Annotated in this window: 21 protein-coding genes; 10 read left to right on the top strand and 11 right to left on the bottom strand. The window is 65.4% G+C overall.

The genetic code is table 11. The features are described 5' to 3' along the window. The first annotated feature begins 433 nt into the window (after positions 1-433). Positions 434-2,266, top strand: a complete 1,833-nt coding sequence (locus tag LDH74_RS16905) for an AAA family ATPase (protein ID WP_226039864.1) — start codon at positions 434-436, stop codon at positions 2,264-2,266. A gap of 325 nt (positions 2,267-2,591) precedes the next feature. Here the strand turns inward: LDH74_RS16905 and LDH74_RS16900 are convergent, their stop codons facing one another. Together LDH74_RS16900 and LDH74_RS16895 are read right to left on the bottom strand one after the other, a co-directional pair. After that, positions 2,592-3,554, bottom strand: a complete 963-nt coding sequence (locus LDH74_RS16900) for a S26 family signal peptidase (protein ID WP_226039863.1) — start codon at positions 3,552-3,554, stop codon at positions 2,592-2,594. 212 nt (positions 3,555-3,766) lie between these two features. Further along, positions 3,767-4,648, bottom strand: a complete 882-nt coding sequence (locus tag LDH74_RS16895; RefSeq protein ID WP_226039862.1) for a S26 family signal peptidase — start codon at positions 4,646-4,648, stop codon at positions 3,767-3,769. A gap of 248 nt (positions 4,649-4,896) precedes the next feature. Between LDH74_RS16895 and LDH74_RS16890 the strand changes: the two genes are divergently transcribed. Continuing rightward, complete coding sequence (locus LDH74_RS16890) at positions 4,897-6,534, top strand: DNA-directed DNA polymerase II small subunit (RefSeq protein ID WP_226039861.1); 1,638 nt, start codon at positions 4,897-4,899, stop codon at positions 6,532-6,534. Positions 6,535-7,131: 597 nt separating this feature from the next. Here LDH74_RS16890 and LDH74_RS16885 read toward each other — a convergent pair. Further along, entirely contained in the window at positions 7,132-7,569 is a 438-nt protein-coding gene (locus tag LDH74_RS16885) for a hypothetical protein (protein WP_226039860.1), read from the bottom strand. A 220-nt stretch (positions 7,570-7,789) separates the two neighbouring features. Here LDH74_RS16885 and LDH74_RS16880 point away from each other — a divergent pair, with 220 nt between their 5' ends. The 3 genes from LDH74_RS16880 to LDH74_RS16870 all read left to right on the top strand — a co-directional run bounded on the left by LDH74_RS16880 (position 7,790) and on the right by LDH74_RS16870 (position 11,276). Continuing rightward, a complete protein-coding gene (locus LDH74_RS16880) occupies positions 7,790-8,968 on the top strand; it encodes an aspartate kinase (protein WP_226039859.1) in 1,179 nt (392 codons plus the stop codon). A gap of 170 nt (positions 8,969-9,138) precedes the next feature. Next, the gene (locus LDH74_RS16875; protein ID WP_226039858.1) at positions 9,139-9,723 is read left to right on the top strand and encodes a hypothetical protein; all 585 of its coding nucleotides are present in this window, start codon (positions 9,139-9,141) and stop codon (positions 9,721-9,723) included. A 173-nt stretch (positions 9,724-9,896) separates the two neighbouring features. After that, the gene (locus tag LDH74_RS16870; protein WP_226039857.1) at positions 9,897-11,276 is read left to right on the top strand and encodes a tryptophanase; all 1,380 of its coding nucleotides are present in this window, start codon (positions 9,897-9,899) and stop codon (positions 11,274-11,276) included. A 30-nt stretch (positions 11,277-11,306) separates the two neighbouring features. On the opposite strand, the gene LDH74_RS16865 is transcribed toward LDH74_RS16870, so the two are convergent. From LDH74_RS16865 to LDH74_RS16855, 3 genes are all read right to left on the bottom strand, one after another. Continuing rightward, on the bottom strand, positions 11,307-11,675 hold the full coding sequence (locus LDH74_RS16865; protein WP_226039856.1) for a hypothetical protein: 369 nt from the start codon (positions 11,673-11,675) through the stop codon (positions 11,307-11,309). 92 nt (positions 11,676-11,767) lie between these two features. Beyond that, positions 11,768-12,217, bottom strand: a complete 450-nt coding sequence (locus LDH74_RS16860; RefSeq protein ID WP_226039855.1) for a GNAT family N-acetyltransferase — start codon at positions 12,215-12,217, stop codon at positions 11,768-11,770. 3 nt (positions 12,218-12,220) lie between these two features. Further along, positions 12,221-12,760: a redoxin domain-containing protein gene (locus LDH74_RS16855; protein ID WP_226039854.1), complete on the bottom strand. Its 540-nt coding sequence runs from the start codon at positions 12,758-12,760 to the stop codon at positions 12,221-12,223. A gap of 335 nt (positions 12,761-13,095) precedes the next feature. On the opposite strand from LDH74_RS16855, the gene LDH74_RS16850 reads away from it, so the two are divergent. Beyond that, on the top strand, positions 13,096-13,740 hold the full coding sequence (locus tag LDH74_RS16850) for a helix-turn-helix domain-containing protein (protein ID WP_226039853.1): 645 nt from the start codon (positions 13,096-13,098) through the stop codon (positions 13,738-13,740). Positions 13,741-13,786: 46 nt separating this feature from the next. Here the strand turns inward: LDH74_RS16850 and LDH74_RS16845 are convergent, their stop codons facing one another. Together LDH74_RS16845 and LDH74_RS16840 are read right to left on the bottom strand one after the other, a co-directional pair. Then, positions 13,787-14,143 carry a hypothetical protein gene (locus tag LDH74_RS16845; protein ID WP_226039852.1) on the bottom strand — a complete coding sequence of 119 codons (357 nt, stop codon included), beginning with the start codon at positions 14,141-14,143 and terminating at the stop codon, positions 13,787-13,789. A gap of 26 nt (positions 14,144-14,169) precedes the next feature. Then, a complete protein-coding gene (locus LDH74_RS16840; RefSeq protein WP_226039851.1) occupies positions 14,170-15,309 on the bottom strand; it encodes an SRPBCC family protein in 1,140 nt (379 codons plus the stop codon). Between the two features lie 256 nt (positions 15,310-15,565). Between LDH74_RS16840 and solA the strand changes: the two genes are divergently transcribed. The 4 genes from solA (at position 15,566) to LDH74_RS16820 (ending at position 22,544) form a co-directional block, all read left to right on the top strand. Next, complete coding sequence (gene solA / locus LDH74_RS16835) at positions 15,566-16,711, top strand: N-methyl-L-tryptophan oxidase (RefSeq protein WP_226039850.1); 1,146 nt, start codon at positions 15,566-15,568, stop codon at positions 16,709-16,711. A 206-nt stretch (positions 16,712-16,917) separates the two neighbouring features. Beyond that, on the top strand, positions 16,918-19,434 hold the full coding sequence (locus LDH74_RS16830) for an FAD-dependent oxidoreductase (protein ID WP_226039849.1): 2,517 nt from the start codon (positions 16,918-16,920) through the stop codon (positions 19,432-19,434). A gap of 5 nt (positions 19,435-19,439) precedes the next feature. Further along, on the top strand, positions 19,440-20,675 hold the full coding sequence (gene ilvA, locus LDH74_RS16825) for a threonine ammonia-lyase (protein WP_226039848.1): 1,236 nt from the start codon (positions 19,440-19,442) through the stop codon (positions 20,673-20,675). Positions 20,676-20,918: 243 nt separating this feature from the next. After that, complete coding sequence (locus tag LDH74_RS16820; protein ID WP_226039847.1) at positions 20,919-22,544, top strand: BCCT family transporter; 1,626 nt, start codon at positions 20,919-20,921, stop codon at positions 22,542-22,544. 440 nt (positions 22,545-22,984) lie between these two features. On the opposite strand, the gene glyA is transcribed toward LDH74_RS16820, so the two are convergent. The 3 genes from glyA to LDH74_RS16805 all read right to left on the bottom strand — a co-directional run bounded on the left by glyA (position 22,985) and on the right by LDH74_RS16805 (position 25,764). Continuing rightward, a complete protein-coding gene (glyA, locus tag LDH74_RS16815; protein ID WP_226039846.1) occupies positions 22,985-24,229 on the bottom strand; it encodes a serine hydroxymethyltransferase in 1,245 nt (414 codons plus the stop codon). Between the two features lie 125 nt (positions 24,230-24,354). Next, on the bottom strand, positions 24,355-24,606 hold the full coding sequence (locus tag LDH74_RS16810) for a ubiquitin-like small modifier protein 2 (RefSeq protein ID WP_226039845.1): 252 nt from the start codon (positions 24,604-24,606) through the stop codon (positions 24,355-24,357). A gap of 63 nt (positions 24,607-24,669) precedes the next feature. Beyond that, positions 24,670-25,764, bottom strand: a complete 1,095-nt coding sequence (locus LDH74_RS16805) for a polymer-forming cytoskeletal protein (RefSeq protein WP_226039844.1) — start codon at positions 25,762-25,764, stop codon at positions 24,670-24,672. Positions 25,765-25,846: the final 82 nt, after the last annotated feature.

Raw genomic sequence — 25,846 nt, 5'->3', positions numbered from 1 at the left:
TTGCACCCCCGAACCCCCCTCTTTTCGAGTAGACAATTTTCACCGATTACTCGTCTCCAAAATCACTCGATCTGACGGATATTACTTCTCCAATAGGCGGAAATCTCACGCATACGCAAACAAAATAAAAACTTAGCGATTCGGACTCTCGACGAGCCGTTCGCTCTATCTACTGGACCCACGGAGCCGGTACGTCAGTGATCTCCCCGGACGATTCGCGGCTCGATCGTCTGCGACCGCCGGCGATGTCCCGGCACGGGGCGAGGGGAAAGGAAGAATTTATTAGCGTGGTTTTCCTCTGTTTCGTTTGCATCAACTGGACCCGAACCGTGAAACTGAAACAGTGAATCCTCCCACGGAGGCCATAATACGATGATATTCCTGCTTCCCGGTTCGATACTCCACACGAAATAAGGGGGTTAGTATACGACGAATGTCAGACGACAACTCAGAGATCGACGGGTCAGACGAGGTCGAGATCGACGGAACGAGCGGTTTCTCGACGAATCTCGAGAAGGCGGACCTCGATGACGAGGAGTCGAATCAGGGGCTGTTCGACGATCTTCTCAGCGGCGAACCGATTTTCGAGAACAAGGAAGTCCTCCGTCCGTCCTATACCCCACACGAACTGCCCCACCGGAGCGACCAGATCAACAAGATGGCGACGATCCTCGTCGCCGCACTCAGGGGCGAAACGCCGTCGAACATACTCATCTACGGGAAGACCGGGACCGGCAAAACCGCCAGCGCGAAATTCGTCAGCAAGGAACTCGAGAGCACCTCGCAGAAGTACAGCGTCCCGTGTGACGTCGAGTACATCAACTGCGAGGTCACCGATACGCAGTATCGCGTCCTCGCACAGCTTGCGAACAAGTTCATCGAAAAGAACGAAGAGCGGATCGACGAGCGCGTCGCAGAACTCGAATCGCTGCTCGAGGCCCTCGACGAGTACGACGCCGATCTAGAGGCCCGCGAACGTGAGGCGGCCGAGTCGGCCGAGTCGACCGATCTGGCAGCCGATCAGACGGCGTCCGATCCGTTCGATTTCGTCGCTGACGACCCGCCGGAATCGATTGCTGGCGATTCAGCTGGAGACGATAGTCGATCCGAGTCGGGCGATTCTCCACCCGAAGGGAAGGGGTCTTCGGATCCCGCCGATCGCTCGAGTCCCACCGACGGCACTGGTCTGACGGACGGCGACAGCACCGATCGGGGAGCCGGCGACGATACCGATCGGACAGACGGCAACAGCACCGGCGACGCGTCGGCTGGCGATTCGTCGACGTACCCATCGGACCATCCCCTCGAGTCGACGTCGTTCGAGGACCGCGAGGCGATCGAGGCCGAAATCGACGAACTCGAGGCGGACAAGGAGTCTTTCGAGGAGGTTCCGATGACCGGGTGGCCGACCGACCGGGTCTACAGCGTCTTCTTCGACGCGGTCGACTACGACGAGCGGGTCGTCGTCATCATGCTCGACGAGATCGACAAACTGGTCGAGAAAAGCGGCGACGACACGCTCTACAACCTCTCGCGGATGAACTCCGAACTCGAGAACTCGCGGGTGTCGATCATCGGCATCTCGAACGACCTGAAGTTCACCGATTTCCTCGACCCGCGGGTCAAATCATCGCTGGGCGAGGAGGAAATCGTCTTCCCGCCGTACGACGCGAATCAGCTACGGGATATCCTGGAACACCGTTCCGACGTCGCGTTCCAGGGGGGTGCGCTTTCCGACGACGTCATCCCGCTGTGTGCGGCCTTCGCCGCACAGGAACACGGCGACGCGCGCCGCGCGCTCGACTTGCTTCGAACGGCCGGCGAGCTGGCCGAGCGATCGCAGGCCGAGACGATCGTGGAGGATCACGTCCGGCAGGCCCAGGACAAGATCGAACTCGATCGCGTCGTCGAGGTCGTCCGCACGCTCCCCACACAGAGCAAGCTCGTGCTCTTCTCGATCATCCTGCTCGAGAAAAACGGCGTTCACAGCATCAACACGGGCGAGGTGTTCAACATCTATAAGCGCCTCTGCGAGGAGATCGACGCGGACGTCCTGACCCAGCGTCGGGTGACGGACCTCATCAGCGAACTCGACATGCTCGGCATCGTCAACGCCGTCGTCGTCTCGAAAGGTCGGTACGGCCGGACGAAGGAAATCAGTCTCTCCGTTCCACTCGAAGAGACGGAGGCCGTGTTGCTTTCCGACTCCCGTTTGAGCGATATCGACGACATTCAGCCGTTCGTTCAGGCCCGATTCGAGAACTGAGGGAACTGACGGACGGCTCCGTTCGACACTGTGGCGCTCCCATCCATAGTGAAAGCGATACCGCCGGACGCCGAGTCGATCAGGGCGACACCGTCCGTTTTCAGTGGTGGGCTGATCGTCGACTCGTTCTCGAGCGGGTCCGCCCGCCATCAGGCTCCGTTCGAGCGTCCCGCTCGTCACGCTCTGCTCGCGATGGAGGAAATGGGTCGACAGTGTTTCGCCCCCTCATTTCGACTCGAGAGATCGTTGAAAGCTCAGTGGAGGGAGTTCGAGAAAGAGCGCTTGCGTTCGAGAACGACCGCTCGAAACGGCTTGCGATTGGGGCTCAGGACCGATAGCGGCCCGCAGCCAGTGCGACACCGGCACCGGCGATGCCGGCGACGCCGGCGAGTTCACCTCCTGATCCGAAGCCGGCTGCGTCGGGGCCGCCGGTCGGTATCGTTGGTGACGGCTGTCCGTGCAGCGACGGGCTCGAGGGCGACGCGGGGACGAGCATGCCACCGAGGAGGTTGTCGAACGTGAGTCGGACCCATCCGAGCCACGGGATCCGGTACTGCGCCTTGCCGGTGATCCACTCGGGTTTGACGATGCCGGAATTCGCACCGCCGCCGATCTGGTCGTAGCCGTCGTTGTGATCGCCCTTGGTGACGAAGCCGGCGTGCGGTGCGGGACAGTTGGGGACTTCCTCGCAGGTCGCGTCGCCGACGATTTCCTCGCTAGCTTTCGATTCGACCCAGTGTTCGTCGTCGTCGACCCAGAAGTGTGCCCGATGTATCACCGGCGTCTGGGACGGATCGCCGTTGGGCCGAAAGACGATAACGTCTCCGGGGTTACCGAACTTGTCGTAGCCGGTTCCCTGGGCGCTCCGGCGGGTAACGACGCCGGTTCCCTCGACGGCAGCGTCGCCGCTGAACCGCCCTTCCTCGACGACAAAGATGAGGTCTCCCGTGTGCATGTTCGGCTGCATACTACCGCTCTCGACGGCGACGAGCGGCGGCCAGATACCGCTGACTCCGAACAGGAGGAGGGCGACGACCCCGACGACGGCGACGCTGCTCAGGATATCTCGCGCGATCACGACGTTCTCGTCGTTCGTTTTGAGGAACCAGCGGACGTAGCCGTCGTCCTCGATGGTAACGGCGTCGGAATCGGCAGCAGGCTGTGAATCGGCAGTAGGCTGTGACGGTTCCCGTGATGGCGTCTGGGAACTGTCGGCGCTCGAGGCCGACCGATCACGGTCGTCGTCGCCGGAATCGCCAGGTGGCTTTCCGGAGCTAGGGCCGCTCATCGTCACCCGTTTCACCGGGGCCGGAAATTAACTTTCTGTTCGCGTTACTCGTCGACTGCTATCGACGTTACCTCATCGACTGCCACCGATGTCGCCTCGTCGATTCAGTGACACCGTATTTCATATCGACCACTGTATTCCACATCGCTTGGTCGGCCCCTGATCGACGCAGCGGCCCCATCCGATCTACAGGCGGAGCGGGCCGAGGCGGTTCACGGATTACGCTCTCTAGCGATCGCCCCGTACCAGACGAGTGCGAGCGCGGTTCCAACGCCGGCGACGACCATCGGGCCGCTGCCGACGATCGAGCGTATCGAATCGATCGTCAGTCGAATTCCTCCGACCCACGGAACCCGAACCATCGCTTTGCCGGTGACCCACTCGGCGCTGACGACGGTCGTCTCCGCACCCGATCGTGGCAACTGGTCGTAGGCCGCGTTGGCGTCGCCTTTCGTGACGAACCCGTCGTGTGGAGCCGGACACGACGCGATATCGTTGCAGGTCGCGCCGTTCATGTATGCGGGATCGGCTTTCGTCTCGACCCAGCGCTCACCTCGTTCGACCCGAAACTGGGCGCGATGGATCGTCGGCGTCTGCGTCGAATCGCCGTTCGGAACGAAGATGATAACGTCGCCCGGATTTCCAAATCGTTCGTATCCGGTCTCTCGAGCGCTCTGAGCGGTGACGATTCCCGTTCCCGCAACGGCTCCATCGCCGGCGAATCGCTCCTCGTCGGCGATGAAGACGAGGTCCCCGCGTTCGAGGGCGGGCTCCATACTGCCGCTCTCGACGGCGACCATCGGCGGCCAGGTACCGGTAATTCCGAACAGGAGAACCCCGACGACCGCGATGATCGCGACGATCGTCGCGATGTCCCGAACCGCAGTGCCCGTGCGGTCGTCGGTCTCGAGGAGCCAGCGGAGGACGCCGTCGTCTTCGATCGTGACCGCGTCGTCGCGCTTCGCTCGAGACCGCGACCCGGCCGTCCGCTCTCGGTCACCGGGGTCGGACGGCGGCCCCGTCTCTGGTCCCGAGGGCGGATCGCGACGGCTGAGCCGATCGCGGTTCCTGTCGTCGGCGTCGGGACCGTCCATTGACGACCAGTTTCTCCGAACCCAGTATCAACTTTCCGGCAAGCTTCGGACTGTTTTCACGTGCAGACGTCGGGAGCTGCCGATTCTGGGCTTCGGGAGCTGCCGATTCCGGGAACCGACTGAAACGGCCGGAGTTCGTGAGCTGACGGGAGCGGAACAGGCCCCGACCCGTTTCGCACGGATCGAAAACCGACGCGAGGAATCGGGAATTCGCTATCCTTTTGCCGTCCCTCGGGAATGCGGGGTATGTGCCACTCGAGGCCGCCGCCCGACTCGTTAGCGAACTCACGAGCCGCGGGTACAACGCCGAACGCGAGGCGGTGACGCGGCTCGCGGCGGCCGAGGATCCGAACGCCGCACTCGAGCGCGTCCTCGAGGATGTCCCGGACGATGCGCTCGTCGTCCGTGCCGATCACGTTGAGTCGGTCCTCTCGCGAACCGACACCACCGGTTCGCCTCGAACCAACGGCTCCGATACTGGCGATTCCACTGAGTTGGGAGACGAAAACGCCGGTGGCGAACCGGCGGAACGCACCGCCACTCGAACCGATGCCTCGTCCACCGATTCGCCCCCCTCTGTTTCAACTGGAACCGAAGGGGCATCGGGAGGTAATTCGCCCGATCGATCTCCAGTTGAAACGGAGGGGTCTGCTTCGGCGAACCGTCTCGCCGATCCCGCGATCCGTTCGCTCAAGATCACGGGGGATATGACGGGTGAGAGCACGGGGACCGGCGAGTACAGCGATTTCGTCTCCGTCTTCCGCGACCGCCTCGAGCGGCTCGGATCGAAGTTACGAGGTCGAGTTAACCACCGTCCGGCGACGGCCATTCAGGGAATGCCGGGCGGGAGCGACGCCGCGATGGTCGGCCTGGTCAACGACATCCGATCGACCGCCAGCGGCCACTGGCTGATCGAACTCGAGGACGCGACCGGGACCTTCCCGTGGCTGGTGATGAAGGATCGCGAGTACGTCGATCTCGTCGACGAACTACTCTGCGACGAGGTGTTAGCGATGGAGGGAACGCTGGCGGACGATTCGGGGATCGCGTTCGTCGACTCGATGTACTTCCCGGACGTGCCCCGCACGTACGAGCCCTCGACCGCGGATCGCCACGTCCAGGCGGCGCTGATCAGCGACGTCCACGTCGGCAGTCAGGAGTTCATGGCCGACGCCTGGAACGCCTTCGCCGACTGGCTTCACACCGAGGAGGCCCAGCACGTCGAGTACATGCTGCTCGCGGGCGACATGGTCGAAGGCGTCGGCGTCTACCCCGACCAGGACGAGGAACTCGACATCGTCGATATCTACGAGCAGTACGAGGCGTTCAGCGAGCACCTCAAGAAGGTGCCGGGGGACATCGAGATCGTCATGATCCCTGGCAACCACGACGCGGTCCGGCTCGCGGAGCCCCAGCCCGGGTTCGACGAGGAACTCCGGGAGATCATGTCCGCCCACGACCCACAGATCGTGAGCAACCCGTCGACGGTGACCCTCGAGGGGGTGTCCGTGCTCATGTATCACGGTGTCTCGTTGGACGAGGTAATCGCGGAACTGCCCGAGGACAAGGCCAGCTACGACGACCCGCACAAGGCGATGTACCACCTCCTCAAGAAGCGCCACGTCGCCCCGCAGTTCGGCGGCCACACGAGACTCGCGCCCGAGGAGAAGGACTACCTCATCATGGAGGAGGTCCCCGACATCTTCCACACCGGTCACGTTCACAAACTCGGCTTCGGGAAGTACCACAACGTGCTCGCGATCAACTCCGGCTGCTGGCAGGCCCAGACTGACTTCCAGAAGAGCGTCAACATCGACCCTGACGCCGGTTTCGCACCGATCGTCGATCTCGATACGCTCGACGTGACGGTACAAAAATTCAGTTGAGAGTTCCGGTATCGCGTCACCTCTCGAGGTCCAAATATCGAGCTTCGAGGTGATGTAGGGCTTTTCGTCTCCAATTTCGTGGTTCTGGCCGCGCTCAACTGGCTCTCGGGACTGTGACTGTCTCCTTCTCGAGTAGTGGCTCGAGTTCGGACGTGCAGTACATTTTCTCCGGGCGGATTCTCCGCTGCTCTCTCGAATCACCTGTTCGAGAAGTCGTGTGAATGGAGCAGTGGGTTCCACTTGGAATGAGTGAGAGGAAGTGTCCTGCTATCGTGGCAACAGGGAATCACCACTCCCTCCCCAACCGATTCATTCGCTCACTTCGTTCGCTCTTTCATCCACTGGAAGACGCTTTGTGTCTTCCAAGCAGTCACTCGCTACACTCGTGACGACCTCGCACGATTTCGTGCCGCGGTTCATTGGTATTCACCGCGGCCCAGCGCGCGCCACCGTACGCCGGTTGGCTGGTCTGGAGTGAGACGGGGTTTCCCTATACAGCACGAGTGACTCGGCAGAAGCAAGTGGTATCCGCGCCAAACCGACGGCTACCGATCAGCCCTCGAGGCGCGGGCCACGGCGCAGTTCGTTCGCCGTCGATCAGGGCTCGAGTCGAAACCGTACCGTCGGGGCTCCGTCGAACTGCGGGCCCTGACCGCGTCGCTCGAAGCCGAGCGCTTCGGCGGCGGTCTCGATGGGGGTCGCGTCCCGCGCGGCGAGCACTTCGACGGCCATCGACTCGCGCTCGGCGAAGCGAACCGGTTCGGCCAGCAACTGCTCGCAGGCCTCGCTCGTGCCGTCGAGTTGCGTGACGTGAACGGTGTCTTCGCGCGCGTCGAAACTAATGAAGCCGAGCAGGTCCTCCGGGTCGGAGCCGTCGTACTGCGAGCTCGAGACGTCGGCGTTCGGATCGTGACTCCCGTCCTCGGCGACGCGCACCGTGCGGTCGTGGACGAGATTCCGCATCACGTCCGTGGGGGAGTCCGCGATCGACGCGAGCGCGTCCGCGTCCGCCTCGAGTGCGTCCCGTATGTTCATCGGCGTGTGGTAATGTGGCGCACAACAATAAATCCCGGTCGCGACCGCCTTGTATGACTGGTTCGACGACTGTCAATTTTCGCGCGTCCTCGAGTCGAATCAGCCCCCGTTCGGGGACCGGTAAAAGTGCGTTCGATGGGACACAGTTATCTGCCCGCTCTGGTAACGGATCGAGTATGAGTCACAGTATCGCAAAGCGGTCGGTCTCCGAGGTGGCAGTATGCGCGTCGTAGCGAAGTTCGGCGGGACGAGTCTCGGTAGCGGTGATCGGATCAACCGCGCCGCGGACTCGATCGCTGCGGCCGTCGAGGACGGCCACGAGATCGCCGTCGTCGCCAGCGCGATGGGGTCGACCACCGACGACCTGCTCGACGAGATCACGTTCGAAACCGACGAAGCCGACCGCGCCCAGATCGTCAGTATGGGCGAGCGAACGTCGGTTCGCATGCTCAAAGCCGCGCTGGCGGCCCGGGGAATCGATTCGGTCTTCCTCGAGCCCGGAAGCGACGAGTGGCCGGTCATCACCGACGAGTACGGCGAGGTCAACGTCGAGGAGACCCAGCGGCGCGGCCGCGAGCTCGCGTCGCAACTCGACGAGACGGTGCCGGTCCTGACCGGCTTCCTCGCGGAGGGGCCGGACGGCTCGATTACGACGCTCGGTCGCGGCGGTAGCGACACCTCGGCGGTCATGCTGGGCAAGTACATGGACGCCGACGAGGTCGTGATCGTCACGGACGTCGAGGGCGTCATGACGGGCGACCCCCACGTCGTCGAAGGGGCTCGCAACGTGGGCGAGATTTCCGTCGACGAACTCCGGAACCTCTCGTTCCGCGGGGCCGAGGTCGTCGCACCCTCCGCGCTATCGTACAAGGATGGCACCCTCGACGTGCGCGTCGTCCATTACCAACACGGCGACCTCCTCTCGGGCGGGACGAGCATCGAAGGCGAGTTTAGGAGCCTGGTCGACCTGCGCGAGCGACCGCTGGCCTGCCTGACCGTCGCCGGTCGTGCGATCCGCAACCAGCCCGGCGTCTTCCATCGCCTCTCGGCCGCCCTGCATGAGAGCGACGTCAACATCGACGCCGTCGCGAGCGGGATGGATACGATCACCTTCTACATCGACGAGGAGGAGGCCGAACGCGCCGAGAACATCCTCCACCGGGAGGTCATCGCCAGCGACGAACTCTCGAGCGTCACCGTCGACTCGCCGGTCGCCGTCATCCGAGTGACCGGCGGCGAACTCCCGAATCAGCCGGGAATCATCAGCGAGATCGTCAACCCCCTCGCCGAGGCCCGAATCCACCTCAACGACATCATCACCAGCGCGACCAGCGTCGCCCTGTTCGTCGACTGGGAGGACCGCGAGGAGACCCTCGAGCTGACGCAGAACCTGTTCTAATTCGCTCGAACGCTTTCGGTCCCTCCTCTCGAGGTCACCGTCGTTTTCCTTGCATCCCCGTCGAATCCGATCGGTAGCCACTCGTGAACGTCACTGGTTCGAGGGTATCCGGTCGGTAATACAGGAGTAACGCCATCGTAACGAAGGTGGGAAGCGGTGGAGCGGGAACCATGAGCACCGATTCGACGGCGAGGGAGGTTTTCGAGGAAATCGAGCCCGATCCCGATGCAATCTTGGAGGCGTGTGGCGCGGAGACACCGGCCGAACTCGTCGAAAGCGGCGGGAAGCACGAGACGCAGTCCGACGACGTCGTCGACACGACGGCGACCGAACTGTTCGCCGATCTCGAGGATGTCGAAACGGTTGATTCGAACGCTCAGGATGCCGATAACGGTGTGACAGTTCAGACCGATGGGGACGACGAATCCGCGACGCGAGCGGACCTCGAGTTCGAATTCATCGGCGACTCGGACGTGATCGTGCGGGACGACGGCGCCGTGGTCGACGCGACGGCGGCCGAACTCGGCGCGCTCACCGCGACCGACTCGACTCCCGTTCGGGCGCCCGGCTCCGACGAGGGTGTCGAAACGACCGCGTCTGCGAACGGCGACTCGGCCGATACCGCCTTCGCCTCGTCGGGCACGCTCACCGTCCGCGACGATGGGACCGACGACCTGGAACTCGTCGGCCCCGATCCGACGCCGACGCGGCTCACTGACGATGCCTTCGACAACGCCGAGATCAGCGATCAGTGAGTCGGCGGCGGGGAGGGGCGAGTCCAGCCGCCCCACCCTCATTGTTCCCGCTAGCGATGGTCCCACCGATTCCGCCCATCGATGCGCCGATCCGTCCGGAAGGGACCGTCTCGAGCCGTCGACGGTCACAAGACTCCAACTAGACTGAACACGCGCGGCGGTGTCGAACGACTATGGTCGCCTACAAGTCGAAAGTAGTCGAACGGATCCGCCTCCCCTCGAGAGAACAGCGAGCACGGGCCCTCGAGGAAGCCGGGTACAACGCGTTCAATCTCTCCGCCGACGACGTCTTCGTCGATCTCCTGACCGACAGCGGGACGGGCGCGATGAGCGACGATCAGTGGGCCGCGCTCCTCCGGGGCGACGAAGCGTACGCCGGGTCGGCGAGCTTCGATCGCCTCGAGTCCGCGGTCGCGGACGTGATGGGATTCGAGCGCGTGGTGCCGACTCACCAGGGCCGCGGCGCGGAGAACGTTCTCTACGGCACTCTCCTCTCCGAGGGCGACATCGCGCTCAACAACACCCACTTCGACACGACGCGAGCGCACGTCTCGAACCAGGGTGCCGATCCGGTCGACTGTCCCGTGTCGGGCGCTCACGACCCGGAGACGGACGAGCCGTTCAAGGGGAACTTCTCGCTCGAGGGAGCGCGAGCGGTCGTCGACGAGGTCGGTCCGGAGCGCGTCCCGCTGGTGATCCTGACGATCACGAACAACTCGGCGGCGGGCCAGCCGGTCAGCGTCGAGAACACCCGTCGCGTTCGGGCGTTCGCCGACGAGATCGATGCGACGTTCGTGATCGACGCCTGCCGGTTCGCGGAGAACGCCTACTTCGTGACCCGGCGCGAGGACGAGTTCGCCGACGCGACGGTAGCCGAGGTGGCTCGCGAGCAACTCGGACACGCCGACGCGCTCGTCATGAGCGGGAAGAAAGACGGGCTGGTGAACGTCGGCGGCTTCGTCGCGACCGACGACGAGGCTCTCTTCGAGCGGTGCAAACAGCGCGCGATCCTCTACGAAGGGTTCCCGACGTACGGCGGGATGGCCGGGCGGGACGTCGCCGCGATGGCCGTCGGCCTGCGCGAGGCCGTCGAGGAATCGTACGTCGAAGACCGGGTCGAACAGGTTCGCGAGTTCGGCGCGATGCTCGAAGAGATCGGGCTTCCGGTATACACTCCGACCAGCGGACACGCGGTCTACATCGACGCGGGAGCGACGTTTCCGGAAATCCCGGCCGACGAGTTTCCGGGGCAAGCGCTGGTCTGTGAACTGTATCGAGAAGGCGGGGTTCGAGGGGTCGAACTCGGGAGCTTCGCCTTTCCCGAGACCGACCGGCCGGAACTGGTTCGGCTCGCGGTCCCGCGCCGAACCTACCACCGGGAGCACTTCGATCACGTCGTCGAGACGGCCGAAGCCGTCCTCGAGAAGCGCGACGACGTCTCCGGACTCGAGATCGTTTCCAACCCCGCGGTCCCGGAGCTTCGTCACTTTTCGGCGTCACTCGAGCCGCTATCCGCCGAGCCCGCGACTGCGACTGGCACGAATACCGACTAACTGCAAGAGTGGGATCGATAGCGTGGGTCGCTACAGACTCGAGATCACGCCGCGAGCGCGGTCGCGGAGCGTCGGTTCCGGCTCTGGCTCCGACCGACTACCGAGTCGCTGTTTCGCGAGGGCTTGGAGGCCTCTCGAGGCGGATTCCGACCTCATCGCCTCGGCCGCCCAGTTCGGAAGCTGGGACTCGATTTCCTGCCGTTTCTGCGCTTTCATCGTGCTGAACCGGCGCAGTACCAGTCCGGCACCGAGGAACAGGCCGGCGTCGAGTAGCTCGCGCCGGAACCGCTCCCGATCCTTCCGGACCGCGATCGCTTTCGCGAGCGAGAGTGCACCGATCGCCAGATAGACCTTCGAACTCTTCGATGGATCGCCGCTGAGCATCCGTTGAAGCGCCATGCGGAGGTGGCTACCACGTTCTCTCGGATAAAACTCCGCCGGCAGGCGACGGGTTGCGGCGCGGGGACCGAACGGTCCGGTGCGGACCGTGGTCAGACGCGGTCGGTCGCGACGACGCCGCGGTGGCGCTGGCCGTCGATCGACTCGATCGAAAATCCGAGGCGTTCGTAGAACGGCCGGACGCCGTCGTCGAACTGGGCCGTCAGTCGCCCTTCGCGCTCGAGCGCCCGCTCGATCAGCGCCCGGCCGAGGCCGTGACCACGGTGGCGACGCCGGACGCCGATCGCGCCGACGTGGGCCCCGGACTCGGCGTCGAGGGGTTCGAGAACGGCCGTGCCGAGGATTCGCTCGCTCGCGTCCGGTTCGTCTTCGGGAGCGGTCCCATCGTCATCGGCGCTCGCTGTCCCGCCCCGTCGATCACCTGCGACGAGGACGTCACCGTCGTCAATCCGGCTCTCGACGTCGCCCGGCTCGAGTAACGCGGCGTCGAGGATGCGCCGGACCTCGAGGGCGTCGTCGGGGGTGGCCGTGCGGACGAACATCCGTCAGGATCGTCGGTCGGCGTGGTCCAACAACGCGTCGATTTCCGGTCGATCGAATATCGTCCTGCGGTAGGCCGCGACGATCTCGAGGTCGTCGGCCGCGGGACCTCCCACGTCGAACACGATCGCGGCGGGCATCCGGCCGACGAGGTCGAAGCGGCGGCCGACCGGTCCGAGGCGGACGGGCTGGTCGAGCGTGTCGCCGAGCGTCGCGTCCGGGTCCGCACGGATCGGATAGGGGAGACCGTACCGCTCTTGCCACTCTCGGACGCGCTCGCGGGGCCCCGGGACGACGGAGACGACCGCACAGCCCCGTTCGCGGAACTCGTCGTAGCGGTCGGCGACGGCCCGGACCTGTCGGCGGCACTGCCCGGCGTGGTGATCCCGGTGGAGCAACAGGACGATCGATTCGTAGGCGGGATCCGACCCCTCGGCCGTCGTCGGATCCGCCGGCTCGACCGGGTCTATCAGGTCAGTGAGCGCGAGCGAATCCGGTCCCGGACCGACGTTCGGCAGGGCCACCTCGAGCGCGGGTTCGATCACACGAGACGTAGCGCGCCGGTCGGGAAAGTGGCTGGGCTTTCACCGATCGAGTGGCCGCCGTCGGATACGTCGTCGACTGGCGGTCGGTAGCTGCTCGAGAAACGCGGTTCGGGTCCTCCGGAGACTCCGCCATACACTGGTACCGACTGCAAACTGTTACCAGCTGCAATTCCCGTTCCGCGTGCGAGGGAACGATTAAGTGACGGTGTGTGGTAGCTAATAACAAGATGGGGTGCGAGTACGGCGTTCCTGTCGACAGACGGTCGAAACATATCCGCTCGGGGCGGCGATTCCCGAACCGAACGGCGAGACGACGGTCGTCGATGTGACCACTCATGAGCCTGATCGCAATTCTCGATATCGCACACCCGGATCTCGCGCTGACGCCGACGATCCGCGACTGTCCGGAGGCGTCCATCGAGGTCGTCCCCCACTCCACGACTGATCCGGAGACCGGCCTGTTCTTCTACCTCGTCGAAGGCGCGGACGATACGTTCGAGGACGCACTCGAGCGCGATCACACGGTCGCGGACTGGATGCTCGTCGACGATCACGGCTCGACGCGCGTCTATCGGCTCCAGCACACCGAGGACGCCGCACTCATCTCGCCAATGACGACCGAACTCGGCGGGCTGCTGTTGAAGGCCGAGACCAACGATCGGGGCTGGACCAATCGCCTCCACCTCCCCGATCGGGAAGCGCTCGCGGCGCTCTGGGAACGCTGTGAGGAGACGGACATCTCGTGCGAACTGCACCGGATGTTTCGGCAGGACGAGTGGACCAGCGAGACGGTCCCGGAGTTGACCGACGAACAGCGCGTCGCGCTGGTACGCGCCCACGAGGAGGGCTACTTCGAAGAGCCCCGCGAAACTTCGCTCGAGGAACTCGCCGAACGCCTCGACATCTCTCCGACGGCCGTCGGCGGCCGCATTCGCCGCGGGACCGGGCAACTCGTCGAGACGACGCTCCTCGAGGAGTGACTCGCGAGACGGGACGGAACCGGATGCATCGGACGGAAGGGACGGCTCAGAACGCGGCGAGATGATCGTCGCGGGGCTCGTAGAGCGCACCGGTCATTCGCACCTCGTAGATCTCCTCGAGCGTTTCGCCGACGGAGAACCCCTGCTCACTCATCGCCGCCGCGACGATGCCGATCGGGACGCCGTTCTCGTAGCGCTTCTCCAGGCCGGCGATGACGGTCACGAGGTCGTCACTGGCCGGGGGCTCGAACTCGAGGTCGGCACGCGTGAGGACCACGTCGTGGCCCGTCTGCCGACGGTGTCGGCGGTAGAAGTCGACGGTCTCATTCGCCGAGTCGGGCTCTACGTCGATGTCGCACTCCTCACACGCGACCGCGAACGCGGGCTGTTGGTGGTGGGTCATGAGCGAAGGCGGATAGAGCGGGGCGGTCAGGCCTCGTAGGCCTCCTGTGCGAGGCGGTGGAGCCTGTGGACGGTGTGCTCGTTCGGACCGAGCCGAGCCTGCGCGATCGCGCCCGAATCGAGGCCGCGTTGCTGGCGCTCGACGAGCTCGAAATCCTCCTCCTGGAGCTGCCTGCTCGTCCGGATGAACGTCTCTTCTTCCTCGGTCAGGTCGGGATCCTTGAAGTAGTAGTCCGCGACGAGCTGGAAGCGCCCCTCGTCGATAGGGTCGATGATGTAGGTGCCGTAGCCGTCGGCGGTCCCGTACATGTTGACCGTGAAGTTCGGCCAGAAGTAGTAGAACTTCGCCTCGTGTTCCTCGTGGATGCGCATCTCGTCGTCGACGTCTTCCCCGTGTTTGTAGTGGAGGATCCAGTGGTAGTCGTCGACCTCGAGTTCGGAGTCGAGGAGCTCGAGGTCTTTGACCCAGTCCTGGTGATTGGCCTGGCAGTGGTCGCACTCGGAGTAGTTGCCGCCGAAGACCTTCCAGTTGCACTCGACCTCCGAGACGATGCGTCGGGCGAGCTGATACTCCTCGAGCGGGAGCGACTCGAGTTCGGTCTTCATCGTGCCGGCCTGCTCCGCGAGGCTCATCGGCTCCTCGTCGAAGTTGACGAAGACGAACGGGCCGATGCGATCGGTGTGGACCGACATGAGAGCGCTCTCGTCGGGATCGATCGGGGTGATATCTTCGTCCTCGAGGTCGGGGTTCAGTCGCGCGTCCTCGAAGCTCTTGGGCGTGCTCGCGAGTTCCCCGTCGAGGTCGTACGTCCAGAGGTGGTACGGACACTGGATCCGGTTCGCGTTGCCCGGATCGGTCATCGGCGTCTCCTCGACCATCGCCGACCCGCGATGCGCGCAGACGTTGTAGAACGCCTCGACGTCGCCGTCGTGGGTCCGAACGACGATGATCTCCCGATCGCCGATATTTCGGGTGAAGTGATCCCCCGGCTCCGGAATGCAGTTCGCGTGTCCCGCGTACACCCAGTACCGGCCGAACACGGCCTCCTTCTCCATCTCGTGGACGGCCGGATCGGTGAAGTACCGCGCGGGCAGGGCGTTCGTCTCGTCGGTGATGTCGGGACTGACCGGTTCGACCTCGTCGCGTCCGTTGTTCCACCGGGTCATGTTGTATGCTATCCCATGCCGTATCGTTCAATAAGGCTTGATCGCAGGTAGTTCGCACGTATAAGTGATGCCGGCCGCTGCGCCCGCCGAGGGTCTCGAGTGGCGGTCGACCGTATAGTCGGGACCGAACGGTTGGGCCGAACCGCGATGACGGTCAGCCGACGGTCCCGACGCCGCTCGCTCGCCGACGCTTCAAAAAGGGACGGTGTGAGACGGACTAACAATCAAGGGGTACGTCCTCGAATCGGTCGGCAGTATGCCTCCGACAGGAGACCGATACGACGTCGTCGTGATCGGCGTCGGCGGGATGGGCAGCGCGACGGCCTTCCACCTCGCCGACCGCGGGCTCGACGTGCTGGGACTCGAGCGCTACGACGTGCCCCACACGATGGGGTCGTCACACGGCATCACGCGGATCATCCGTCGCGCGTACTACGAACATCCCTCCTACATCCCGCTCATCGAACGGGCCTACGACCTCTGGGACGACCTCGCGGACGAAACCGGTCGCGAGGTGATTCAGCGGACGGGGTCGATCGACGCCGGCCCGGAGGACAACGTCGTCTTCGAGGGATCGTTGCGCTCCTGCGAGGAACACGATATTCCCCACGAGGTGCTCACGAGCGAGGAGGTTACCGAACGGTTCCCCGGCTATCGACTCCCGGAGGGGTACAAAGCGCTGTACCAGCCCGACGGCGGATTTGTCGTCCCCGAACAGGCGATCGTCGGCCACGTTGAGGCGGCGCAGGCGGCGGGTGCCGAGGTTCGCGCCCGCGAACGGGTCCTCGAGTGGGAGCCGACGCCCGACGGCGGCGTCCGCGTCGAGACCGACCGCGGCACGTACGACGCCGAAAGTATGGTGCTCGCCGCCGGTGCCTGGAATCACAAGTTCGCCGACGCGCTCGAGGGGCTCGCGGTCCCCGAGCGGCAGGTGCTGGGCTGGTTCCAACCCGAGCGACCGTCGACGTTCGAGCCCGAGAACTTCCCCGTCTGGAACCTCGAGGTTCCCGAGGGGCGCTTCTACGGGCTGCCGATCTACGACGTGCCGGGGTTCAAAATCGGCAAGTACCACCACCGCGACGAGCGGGTCGATCCGGACGACTACGATACCGAACCCGGACTCGAGGACGAGCGCCTGCTCCGGGAGGTCACGGCGAACTACTTCCCCGAAGCGGCCGGCCCGACGATGCGGCTCGCGACCTGCATGTTCACGAACTCCCCCGACGAGCACTTCATTCTCGATACGCTTCCCGATCACCCGCAGGTGGCCGTCGGCGCGGGCTTCTCGGGCCACGGCTTCAAGTTCGCCAGCGTCGTCGGCGAGATCCTCGCCGACCTCGCGGTCGACGGCGACACCGACCACCCGATCGATATGTTTCGATTGGATCGGTTCGACGACTAGTTCTCTCGCCGCCCGTTCTCCGATTCGATGGTGAGGGATTCGGCCCGCTCGAGACCGTAGCGACCGCCGATGGGTTCGGACCGCTGTCGGCCGGTATCCGGATGAATTCCGGCGGCTCTGGGTTCTTCTCACCCCGCCGGTTGTTATACGCCACAGATTATCCACCCGGATAGCTATGCTCGACCGTCTGGCAGTACCCATGACACATGAGTACAGGGACCACACTTCCCGCCGACGCGGGAACCGTCGTCGTCGGCGCCGGCTGCGTCGGCTGTAGCGCCGCCTACCACCTCACCCGTCTCGGCCGCGAGGACGTGGTGGTCGTCGATCAGGGGCCGCTGTTCGAGACCGGCGGCTCCACCTCCCACGCCCCCGGACTGGTGTTCCAGACGGGCGGCACCAAGCTGATGACCCGGATGGCGTCGTACACGCGCGAGCTGTACGAGGACCTCGAGAGCTTCCGAACGAGCGGCGGCATCGAGGTCGCGTACACCGAGGACCGGTGGGACTACCTGAAACGAAAGCGCGAACGAGGCCAGGCCTACGGCATCGAGGACGGGGAACTCCTCTCGCCCGCCGAGGTCGCCGACCGCGTCCCGCAGGTCGACGAGTCGGTCATCAACGGCGGCTACTTCGTCCCGACGGACGGCAAGGCCCACGCCGTCGACGCCTCGGCGACGATGGCCGAGTCGGCTCGAGCGGCGGGCGCAGAGTTCTACGGCGAGACGACGGTGACCGATCTCGAGGTCGCGGGCGGCGAGATCCGGGCGGTCGTCACCGACCGCGGGCGCGTCGAGGCCGACGAGGTGCTCCTCGCGACGAACATCTGGGGCCCGCTGTTCGGCGACATGGTCGACGTCGATATTCCGTTGATCCCCTGCGCCCACCAGTACCTCGTCTCCGACGATCTGCCGGAACTCGCGGGGGCGAGCCGCGAGATCGAACAGCCGCTGCTCCGCCACCAGGACCGGTCGCTGTACTTCCGCCAGCACGGCGAACGCTACGGCGTCGGCTCGTACAACCACGAACCGCTGCTGGTCGATCCCGCGGACATCTACGGCCCGGAGCGACTCGAGGATCTCGGCCTCGAGTACCCCTCGCTGCGGGAGTTCACCGCGGAGCACTTCTACGAGAACACCCACCCGGATCACGAGCAGACGGCCTACGACGCGGCGTGCGAACTCGTTCCGTCGCTGCGCGACGCCGAGTTCGAGTCCGGGATCAACGGGATGTTCTGTTTCACTCCCGACGGAATGCCGATCCTCGGCCCGACGGCGGAAATCGACGGGCTCTGGTGGGCGCTCGCGATCTGGGTCACGCAGTCTGGCGGCGCGGGGAGCATCGTCGCCCACTGGATGGAAGACGGCGTCCCCCGCCTCGACGGCGAGCGCGTCGACGCCACGGGGGCGCACGTCTCGCGGTTCCAGCCCCACGCCGGCTCGCGGGAGTACACGCGGGGTCGCGGCGCACAGCAGTACCAGGAGGTCTACCAGCTGATCCACCCGCGCGAACAGCCTCAGGGGCAGCGCGGGCTCCGTCGAAGTCCGTTCTACCAGCGACAGCGGGAACTCGGCGCCGAGTTCTACGACTCGGGCGGCTGGGAGACGCCGCAGTGGTACGAGACGAACGAGTCCCTGCTCGAGGAGTACGACGTGCCCGACAGGCCGGACTGGCTCGAGCGCAACTGGTCGAAAGCACAGGGCGTCGAGCACCAGGCGGTCCGCGACCGCGTCGGGATGGTCGACATGACCACGTACACCGGGATCGAGGTGACCGGCGACGGCGCGACGGTTCTCCTCCAGAGGCTCCTAACGAACGATATCGACGTCTCTCCGGGCCGGATCCGCTACGCGGCGATGTGCAACGAGGATGGCGGGATTCTCGCCGACGTGACGGTCGCTCGATTTGCGGACGACCGGTACGTGGTGTTCACCGGCGGCGGCAACTCCGCGACGCTGCACTCCCGGTGGATCCGCGAGCACGCGCCCGACGACGGCTCCGTCTCGGTGAGGACCCACGACTCGAGCATGTGCGGGATCGGCGTCTTCGGCCCGGAGGCGCGAAACGTCCTGTCGTCGCTCGTCGAGGCCGACCTCTCGAACGACGCGTTCCCGTTCTACACCGCCGAAGAGACCTACTGCGGGAGCGTTCCGGTCACGATGCTCCGGCTCTCCTACGCCGGCGAGCTGGGTTGGGAGCTGTACGCGCCGATGGAGTACGGCGCGCAGCTCTGGGAGCGGATCGAGGACGCCGGCGAGGAGTACGGCATCGTCCCGATGGGTTGGGAGGCCCTCGATTCGACGAGCATGGAGAAGGGGTTCCGGCTGTGGGGAACCGACGTTACTCCCGAGTACAACCCCTACGAGGCGGGGATCGGCTTCGCGGTCGACCTCGAGACCGATTTCGTCGGCAGGGAGGCGCTGCTCGAGGCTCGCGACGGCGGGATCGACCGGAAGATCGCCCCGATCACGCTCGACGAGCCCGGGACGGTCGTCGACGCGGGTCATCCGGTGCTCGATCCCGACAGCGGCGAGGTGCTCGGTGACGTCGCCCGCGCGGACTACGGCTACACGATCGATGCCGGGATCGCGTACGCCTATCTGCCGGCGGCCGACGCCGAGGCGGGCCGCGACGTCGAAATCAGCTACGAGAACGAACGCCACGCCGCGACGGTCCGGGACGAACCGCTGTTCGATCCCGATCGCGAGAAGATGATTCGGTGAACGCCATGGGCCGAAACGACGGGACCGTCGAGTTCGCCGACATCGAAGCGGCCCGCGACCGGCTCGACGACGAGTCGGTCGTCAAGCACACCCCGGTCGAGCGGAGCACGTCGTTGGACGAACTGACCGGCGGCGAGGTCCACCTCAAGATGGAGCACCTCCAGTGGACGGGCTCGTTCAAGACCCGCGGCGCGTACAACAAGATCGCACAGTGCGTCGCCGAGGGCGGACTGGATCGAGTCGTCGCGGCCAGCGCCGGCAACCACGCACAGGGCGTCGCGCTCGCGGCGACGAAACTCGGCGTCGACTCGACGATCGTCATGCCCAGAGGGGCGCCCCAGGCGAAGGTTGACGCCACCCGAAGCTACGGCGCCGACGTCGAACTCGTCGGCGGCGACTTTCGCGAGGCGATGGCGCACGCGAAGGGGCTCGTCGACGACGAGCGGACGGCGTTCGTCCACGCCTACGACGACCCCGCGATCGTCGCCGGGCAGGGGACGCTCGGCCTCGAGATGGCCGACGACCTCCCGTCGGTGGAGACCGTCGTCGTTCCGATCGGCGGCGGGGGCCTCATCTCGGGGATCGCGACGGCTTTCGCCGAGCGCTCGCCGGAGACGCGAATCGTCGGCGTGCAGGCCAGCGGCGCGGCGACCGTTTCCGAGAGTCTCCGGAAGGGAACGCCCGTCGCCCTCGATTCCGTGGACACGATCGCGGACGGCATCGCGACCGGCGGCATCTCGGAGCTGACGCTCTCGCTGATCGACGAGCACGTCGACGAGATCGTCACCGTCACCGACGGCGAGATCGCTCGAGCGGTTCTCCTCTTGCTCGAGCGCGCCAAACAGGTCGTCGAGGGCGCCGGTGCGGCGTCGGTCGCCGCGATCATCAGCGACGAACTCGACGTGCGCGGCGAGACGGTCATGCCGCTGCTGGGCGGCGGCAACCTCGATATGACGATGTTACAGACCGTGCTCGTTCACGCGCTGACAGACCGCGAGCAACTGCTGCGTCTGCGCGTCCGGATCGACGATCGACCCGGCAAGATGGAGGACGTTTCGGGGATCATCGCCGAATACGGTGCTAACATCCAGACCGTCCGCCACGACCGTTCGGCACCCGAACTCGACGTGGGCGAGGCGCATCTCGTCTTCCAGATCCAGACGAGCGGTTCGGGCCAATCGCGGACGATCGTCCGGTCGCTCCGGGATCACGGCTACGAGGTCCGACACGTCAACGCGTGACTATCCCCGGCTCGCCCGCTAACCGGTTCGATCGGCGGTATAAAAGCGACGCCGGTTATTAAGATGAATCTTGATTGAGGAGCTTGGTATTCTTCACCACGGTGCATGAGATCATGGAACGTAATGGCACAAAAGCTGTGCCGGTGCGAAACGAGGGTGCGTTCGTCGAGTCAGCCGTAAGCGAATTCGAGACGAACCGACCGAGCGATCGAGGGACCGGACGCCGGTGGCGTGTGATCCGCGATGAGTGATCGCGAACGGGACGGGGACGGCGCGGTCCGAACGTTCCTCGACGAACTCGATCCCACCGTCTTCGGGATCGGGTTCGTCGTCGCCGTGCTGATCGTCGCGGCGTTTCTCTTCCGCGAGAGCCGAACGCTCGATATCATGGAGGGAACCAACGAGTTCCTCTGGACGAGTTTCGGCTGGGCGTATCTCGTCTCGATGTTCGCCCTCGTGGCGTTCGTGTTGTACCTGATCTTCGGTCCGTGGGGCAACATCAAGCTGGGAGAGGAGGACGAGGATCCCGAGTTCAGCTTCCTCGCGTACTTCGCGATGCTGTACTCCGCGGGAATCGCCGCCGGCATCGTCTTCTGGGGCCCGGCGGAGGCGATCTTCCACTACTCGACGCCCTCGCCCTTCTCGGGGGTCGAAGCGGAGTCGACGGGCGCCGCCGTCAGCGCGCTCCAGTACACGTTCTTCCACTGGGGGCTCTCGGCGTGGTCGGCGTACGTGATCGTCGCGATTCCGATCGCTTACTTCGCCTACCGCCGGGACGCGCCGATGCGCATCTCGACGATCATCGGGCCGATCATCGGCTTCGACAACCTCGACAGCCCCTGGGCGAAGCTCGTGGACATCCTCGCCGTCTTCGCGACCATCGGCGGCATCGCGACGACGCTCGGGCTGGTCGGAAATCAGTTCCTCGTCGGCCTCGAGTACGCCGGCGGCGTCGAGTTCGGCGACGCGGGGACCGTCCTCGTGATCACGGGGCTGACCGTGGCGTTTACCATCTCGGTCGCGCTCGGCGTCGAGCGCGGGATCCGCCGCATCTCGTACTTCAACATGGCGCTGTTCGCCGTCCTGACGGCCGCGGCGTTCATCCTCGGGCCGACGGTGTACATCATGACCGTCGGGACCCAGGCGCTGGGAGCGTACATCAACGAATTCGTCTCGATGAGCTTCTTCATGGGTGCCGGCGAGACCGGCGGGCAGGGTGCCGACTCCAGTTTCGTCGGGGCCTGGACCGTCTTCTACTGGGCGTGGTGGTTCTCCTGGGCGCCGTTCGTCGGGCTGTTCATCGCCCGGATTTCTCGAGGTCGGACCGTCCGACAGGTCGCGGCGACCGGCGTCGTCGCGTCCACGGCCATCACGATCCCCTGGTTCGCGACGATGGGCGGAACGTCCATCTTCATGCAGTCGAACGGGCAGGCCGACATCCTCGGCACGCTCGAGGCCTGGGGGTTCAACGAGGCCGTCGCCGGTTACCCGCTGTTCGAGGCGCTGCCGGCCGGCGAGTTGCTTACGGTGCTCTTCCTGGTGCTGGTGACGACGTTCTTCGTCACGTCGGCGGACTCCTCGACGCTCGCGCTGGGGATGCTCACCACCGGCGGCAAGCAGAAGCCGTCGACGATCAACCGCGTCATCTGGGGCGGCCTCATGGGCTCGCTGGCCTCGCTGTTGATGGTCGCCGGCGGCACCTCGGCGCTCCAACAGGCCGCGATCATCGCCGGCGGCCCCTTCGCGATCATCACCCTGATCGCCGTCGGCGTCATGATCTGGGTCTTCGGCAGCCGTCGGGCGGTCTTCTTGCGCGAAGAGGACCGTTCCACCGCCCCGACCGGGTCGGCGGCCTCCGACGACGACTGAGGTGGTGGACGCGTCGGGAGGCGATACTATCGGACTGCGACCGTTTTTCTCGCTTCGCTTCGGATGGTCGTGAGCCGCTCGAGCGATTTACGATCCGAGAATACCGCTGTGATTTCCGCTGTCGTTTCCGGCGAGTGGTCAGTACAGGACAAGGAGTTACCGCTGCGGTCGGATCGCAATCGTAGCACCCGCGAACGAGCGAAGCGAGTGAGCGGCCTTTTTAGCGTAGATTTTTGCGCCGAGCGGTGAGCGAGCGCTGCGAGCGAACCCGAGGCGGAAAAAGGTACTTCTGCATCTGTAGTGTGCGGCTGATTCGCCGCAACTCGAGTGGAAGCAATCCACAGGACGCACTGGATGCTCCATATCGGCGGTTCAGGATCGACACCCTCCCGCAGTCTTCCGGAACCGGTCGCTCGAGTCGACCGCGGTCGCCGTGCCAGTTACCCGTACACGGGGAACGATTCGCAGAGGTCGTCGACCGACTCGGAGACTCGCTCGAGCGTCGCGTCGTCGTCGGGCGCGTCGAGCACGTCGGCGATGTGGTGGGCGACCGTCTCGATTTCCGCGGGGCCGAACCCGCGGGTCGTCAGCGCGGGCGTGCCGATCCGGATCCCGCTGGTGACGAACGGTGACCGGGTCTCCCCCGGAACGGTGTTCTTGTTGAGGACGATGCCGACGTCCGACAGCGCCGCTTCGGCGTCGTCGCCGGTGAGGTCGGGATGCGAATCCCGCAGGTCGACGAGCACGAGGTGTTTGTCGGTGCCGCCGGAGACCAGCGACAGCCCCCGGTCGCGGAGGACGGCCGCGAGCGCCGACGCGTTTTCGACGGTCCGGGAGGCGTACTCCTCGAACTCGGGCTCGAGGGCTTCCCCGAAGCCGACGGCCTTGCCCGCAACGTTGTGCACGAGCGGCCCGCCCTGACTCCCCGGGAAGACCGCGCTGTCGACGTCGTCGGCGTACGCCTCGTCGCACATGATGATCCCGCCGCGGCCGGCTCGGATGGTCTTGTGCGTGCTCCCGGTGACGAAGTCGGCGTGCTCGATCGGACTCGAGTGAACCCCGGCCGCGACGAGCCCGGTGATGTGGGCGATATCGGCGAGGTGGTACGCGTCGACGGCGTCGGCGATCTCGCCGATGCGCACCCAGTCGAACTCGCGCGGGTACGCCGAGGAGCCGCTGACGATCATCGCCGGGTCGACCGCGCGAGCCCGCTCGGCGAGCGCGTCGTAGTCGATGTACCCCGTCTCCGGGTCGACTTCGTACTGTTCGACCTCGTAGAGCTGCCCGGAGAAGTTGACGTGGTGGCCGTGGCTGAGGTGCCCGCCGTGGGTGAGATCCAGCGAGAGGATCGTCTCGCCCGGCTCGAGGGCGGCGAAGTAGACGCCCATGTTCGCCTGGGTCCCCGAGTGCGGCTGGACGTTGACGTGGTCGGCACCCCACAGCGCCTTCGCCCGCTCGATGGCCGTTCGCTCGACCTCGTCGACGTGCTCGCAGCCGCCGTAGTAGCGCGCGCCGGGGTACCCCTCCGCGTACTTGTTGGTCAGGACGGTTCCCTGCGCGGCGAGAACGGCTTCGGACGCGTGGTTCTCCGAGGCGATCATTCCCAGCGTCGCCTCCTGGCGTTCGCGCTCGCGTTCGACCGCGTCGGCGATCGTCGGATCGGCTTCTTTGAGATGGTCCGACATACCACATTGATCGGGAAATCCGTCCAAGTATCTTGATCGCAGGTGATCGACCCGTTCAAGAGTAGTCGTCGGGTCTCGAGTTCGAGATTATCGCGACGCTTGAGCAGTCGTGAGCGTCACTTGTGTTACCCGCCCTTAATGAGCCGTAACACCGTCACGTGGGCGCTCTCGACCGGTTGATCCTCGGGGACCGGGCGACCGTCGACGAGGACGCTCACCTCGTGGGGACTCAGGTCGATCGCGCGGAGCAGGTCCGCGTAGGTCGGCGTCGCGTCGGGACCACCAGCGGCGTCAGCGTCGGCATCCGCAGCTCCTGTCACCGCCTCGAGTTCGAGTTCGTAGGTGTCCTCGCCCTTGACGTCGACGGTGACGTGCATACGCCGCGTTACGGGGCGGCGACCTTGAGCGCGTCGCTCCGCGCGCTGGTGAGCTCCGCACCGTCAGTCCGTCGTCGGTTCGTTCGGGCCCGAGCCGACCCGCTGCTCTCGCTCTCGCGCGTGCCGTCGATTGCTGAACAGCGCGCGAGCGATCGCGCCCACACCGAGCAGGAGGACGACCAGCCCGATCACCTCACCGACGACGGGGATGGGCAGCTGAGAGAGGAGGGCACCGGCGAGCAAGCCGACGACGAGCGCGAGCCAGCGGTTGCCGAGGCCGACCAGCGAGAGGAACCAGGCGGCCACGGCGAAGCGGCCGTAGATGATACCGATCCAGAGCAGCAGGGCGAACACGAGCCCGCCGACCAGCGACAGCGGGATGCCGACGACGGTGATCGCGAGCGCGATCAGGAGAACGGGGATTCCCACGAGCACACCCAGTCCGACCAGTCCGGAGCGGAGGGGACCAGTCGCGACGCGATCGGCGACGGTATCGGAGAACCGCGGGAACAACCCGAGCAGTATGGCACCGAGCAGTAGATTCACCGCGAAGGCGTAGGCGGTGAACAGCCACGACGCGAACGGCTGAATCGTCGGCGCGACGTCGACCCCGAGCGAGGAGTCCTCCCGAATCTCGCCCGCGACCGCGTCGGTGTTCCCCTCGAGGTCACCGTCGTAGCGCAGATCGCCCGCGATCGAGGCGCTTTCGCCCAGCCGGATCGTCTCGGCTCCGATTTCGGCGTCGCTCTCGAGCGTGCCGTCGATCGTCGCGCTCCCGACCCCGGCCGTGACGGTGCCGCCGACGGTTCCGCTCTCGGTGACCGTGAAACTCCCCGCGCCGACCTCGACGTCGCCGTCGACGGTTCCGGCGATGGTTACGCTCCCGCCGGCGGCCTCGAGGTCGCCGTTGACCTGGCCCGTCTCCTCGATTCGAACGTCGCCCCCGACGGCGCTGACGTCGCCGGTGACGGTGCCGCGGACGACGACGCTTCCGCCGAAGGCCTCGAGGCTATCGACCGTTTCGCCTTCCTCGACGACGATCGTTCCGCCGGTTCGGGCGTCGGACTGGGCCGCGACCGTGGCCGGGACGGTGCCACAGACGACGAGGACGACCAGCATCGCAACGACGAGTTGCGACCGGTTCTTCTTCCCTCTCATGGGTCTCTCTTCCACGAGCGGGTAGAAAAACGTGTTACGCTGATGTCAAGAACCGTGTCGGTTTCGAATCCGGCCGTGGTCG

The organism is Natrinema sp. DC36 (assembly GCF_020405225.1).
Lineage (GTDB): Archaea > Halobacteriota > Halobacteria > Halobacteriales > Natrialbaceae > Natrinema.
Note: the sequence above shows the minus strand (reverse complement) of the source record. Positions and strands in the feature narration are given on the sequence as shown.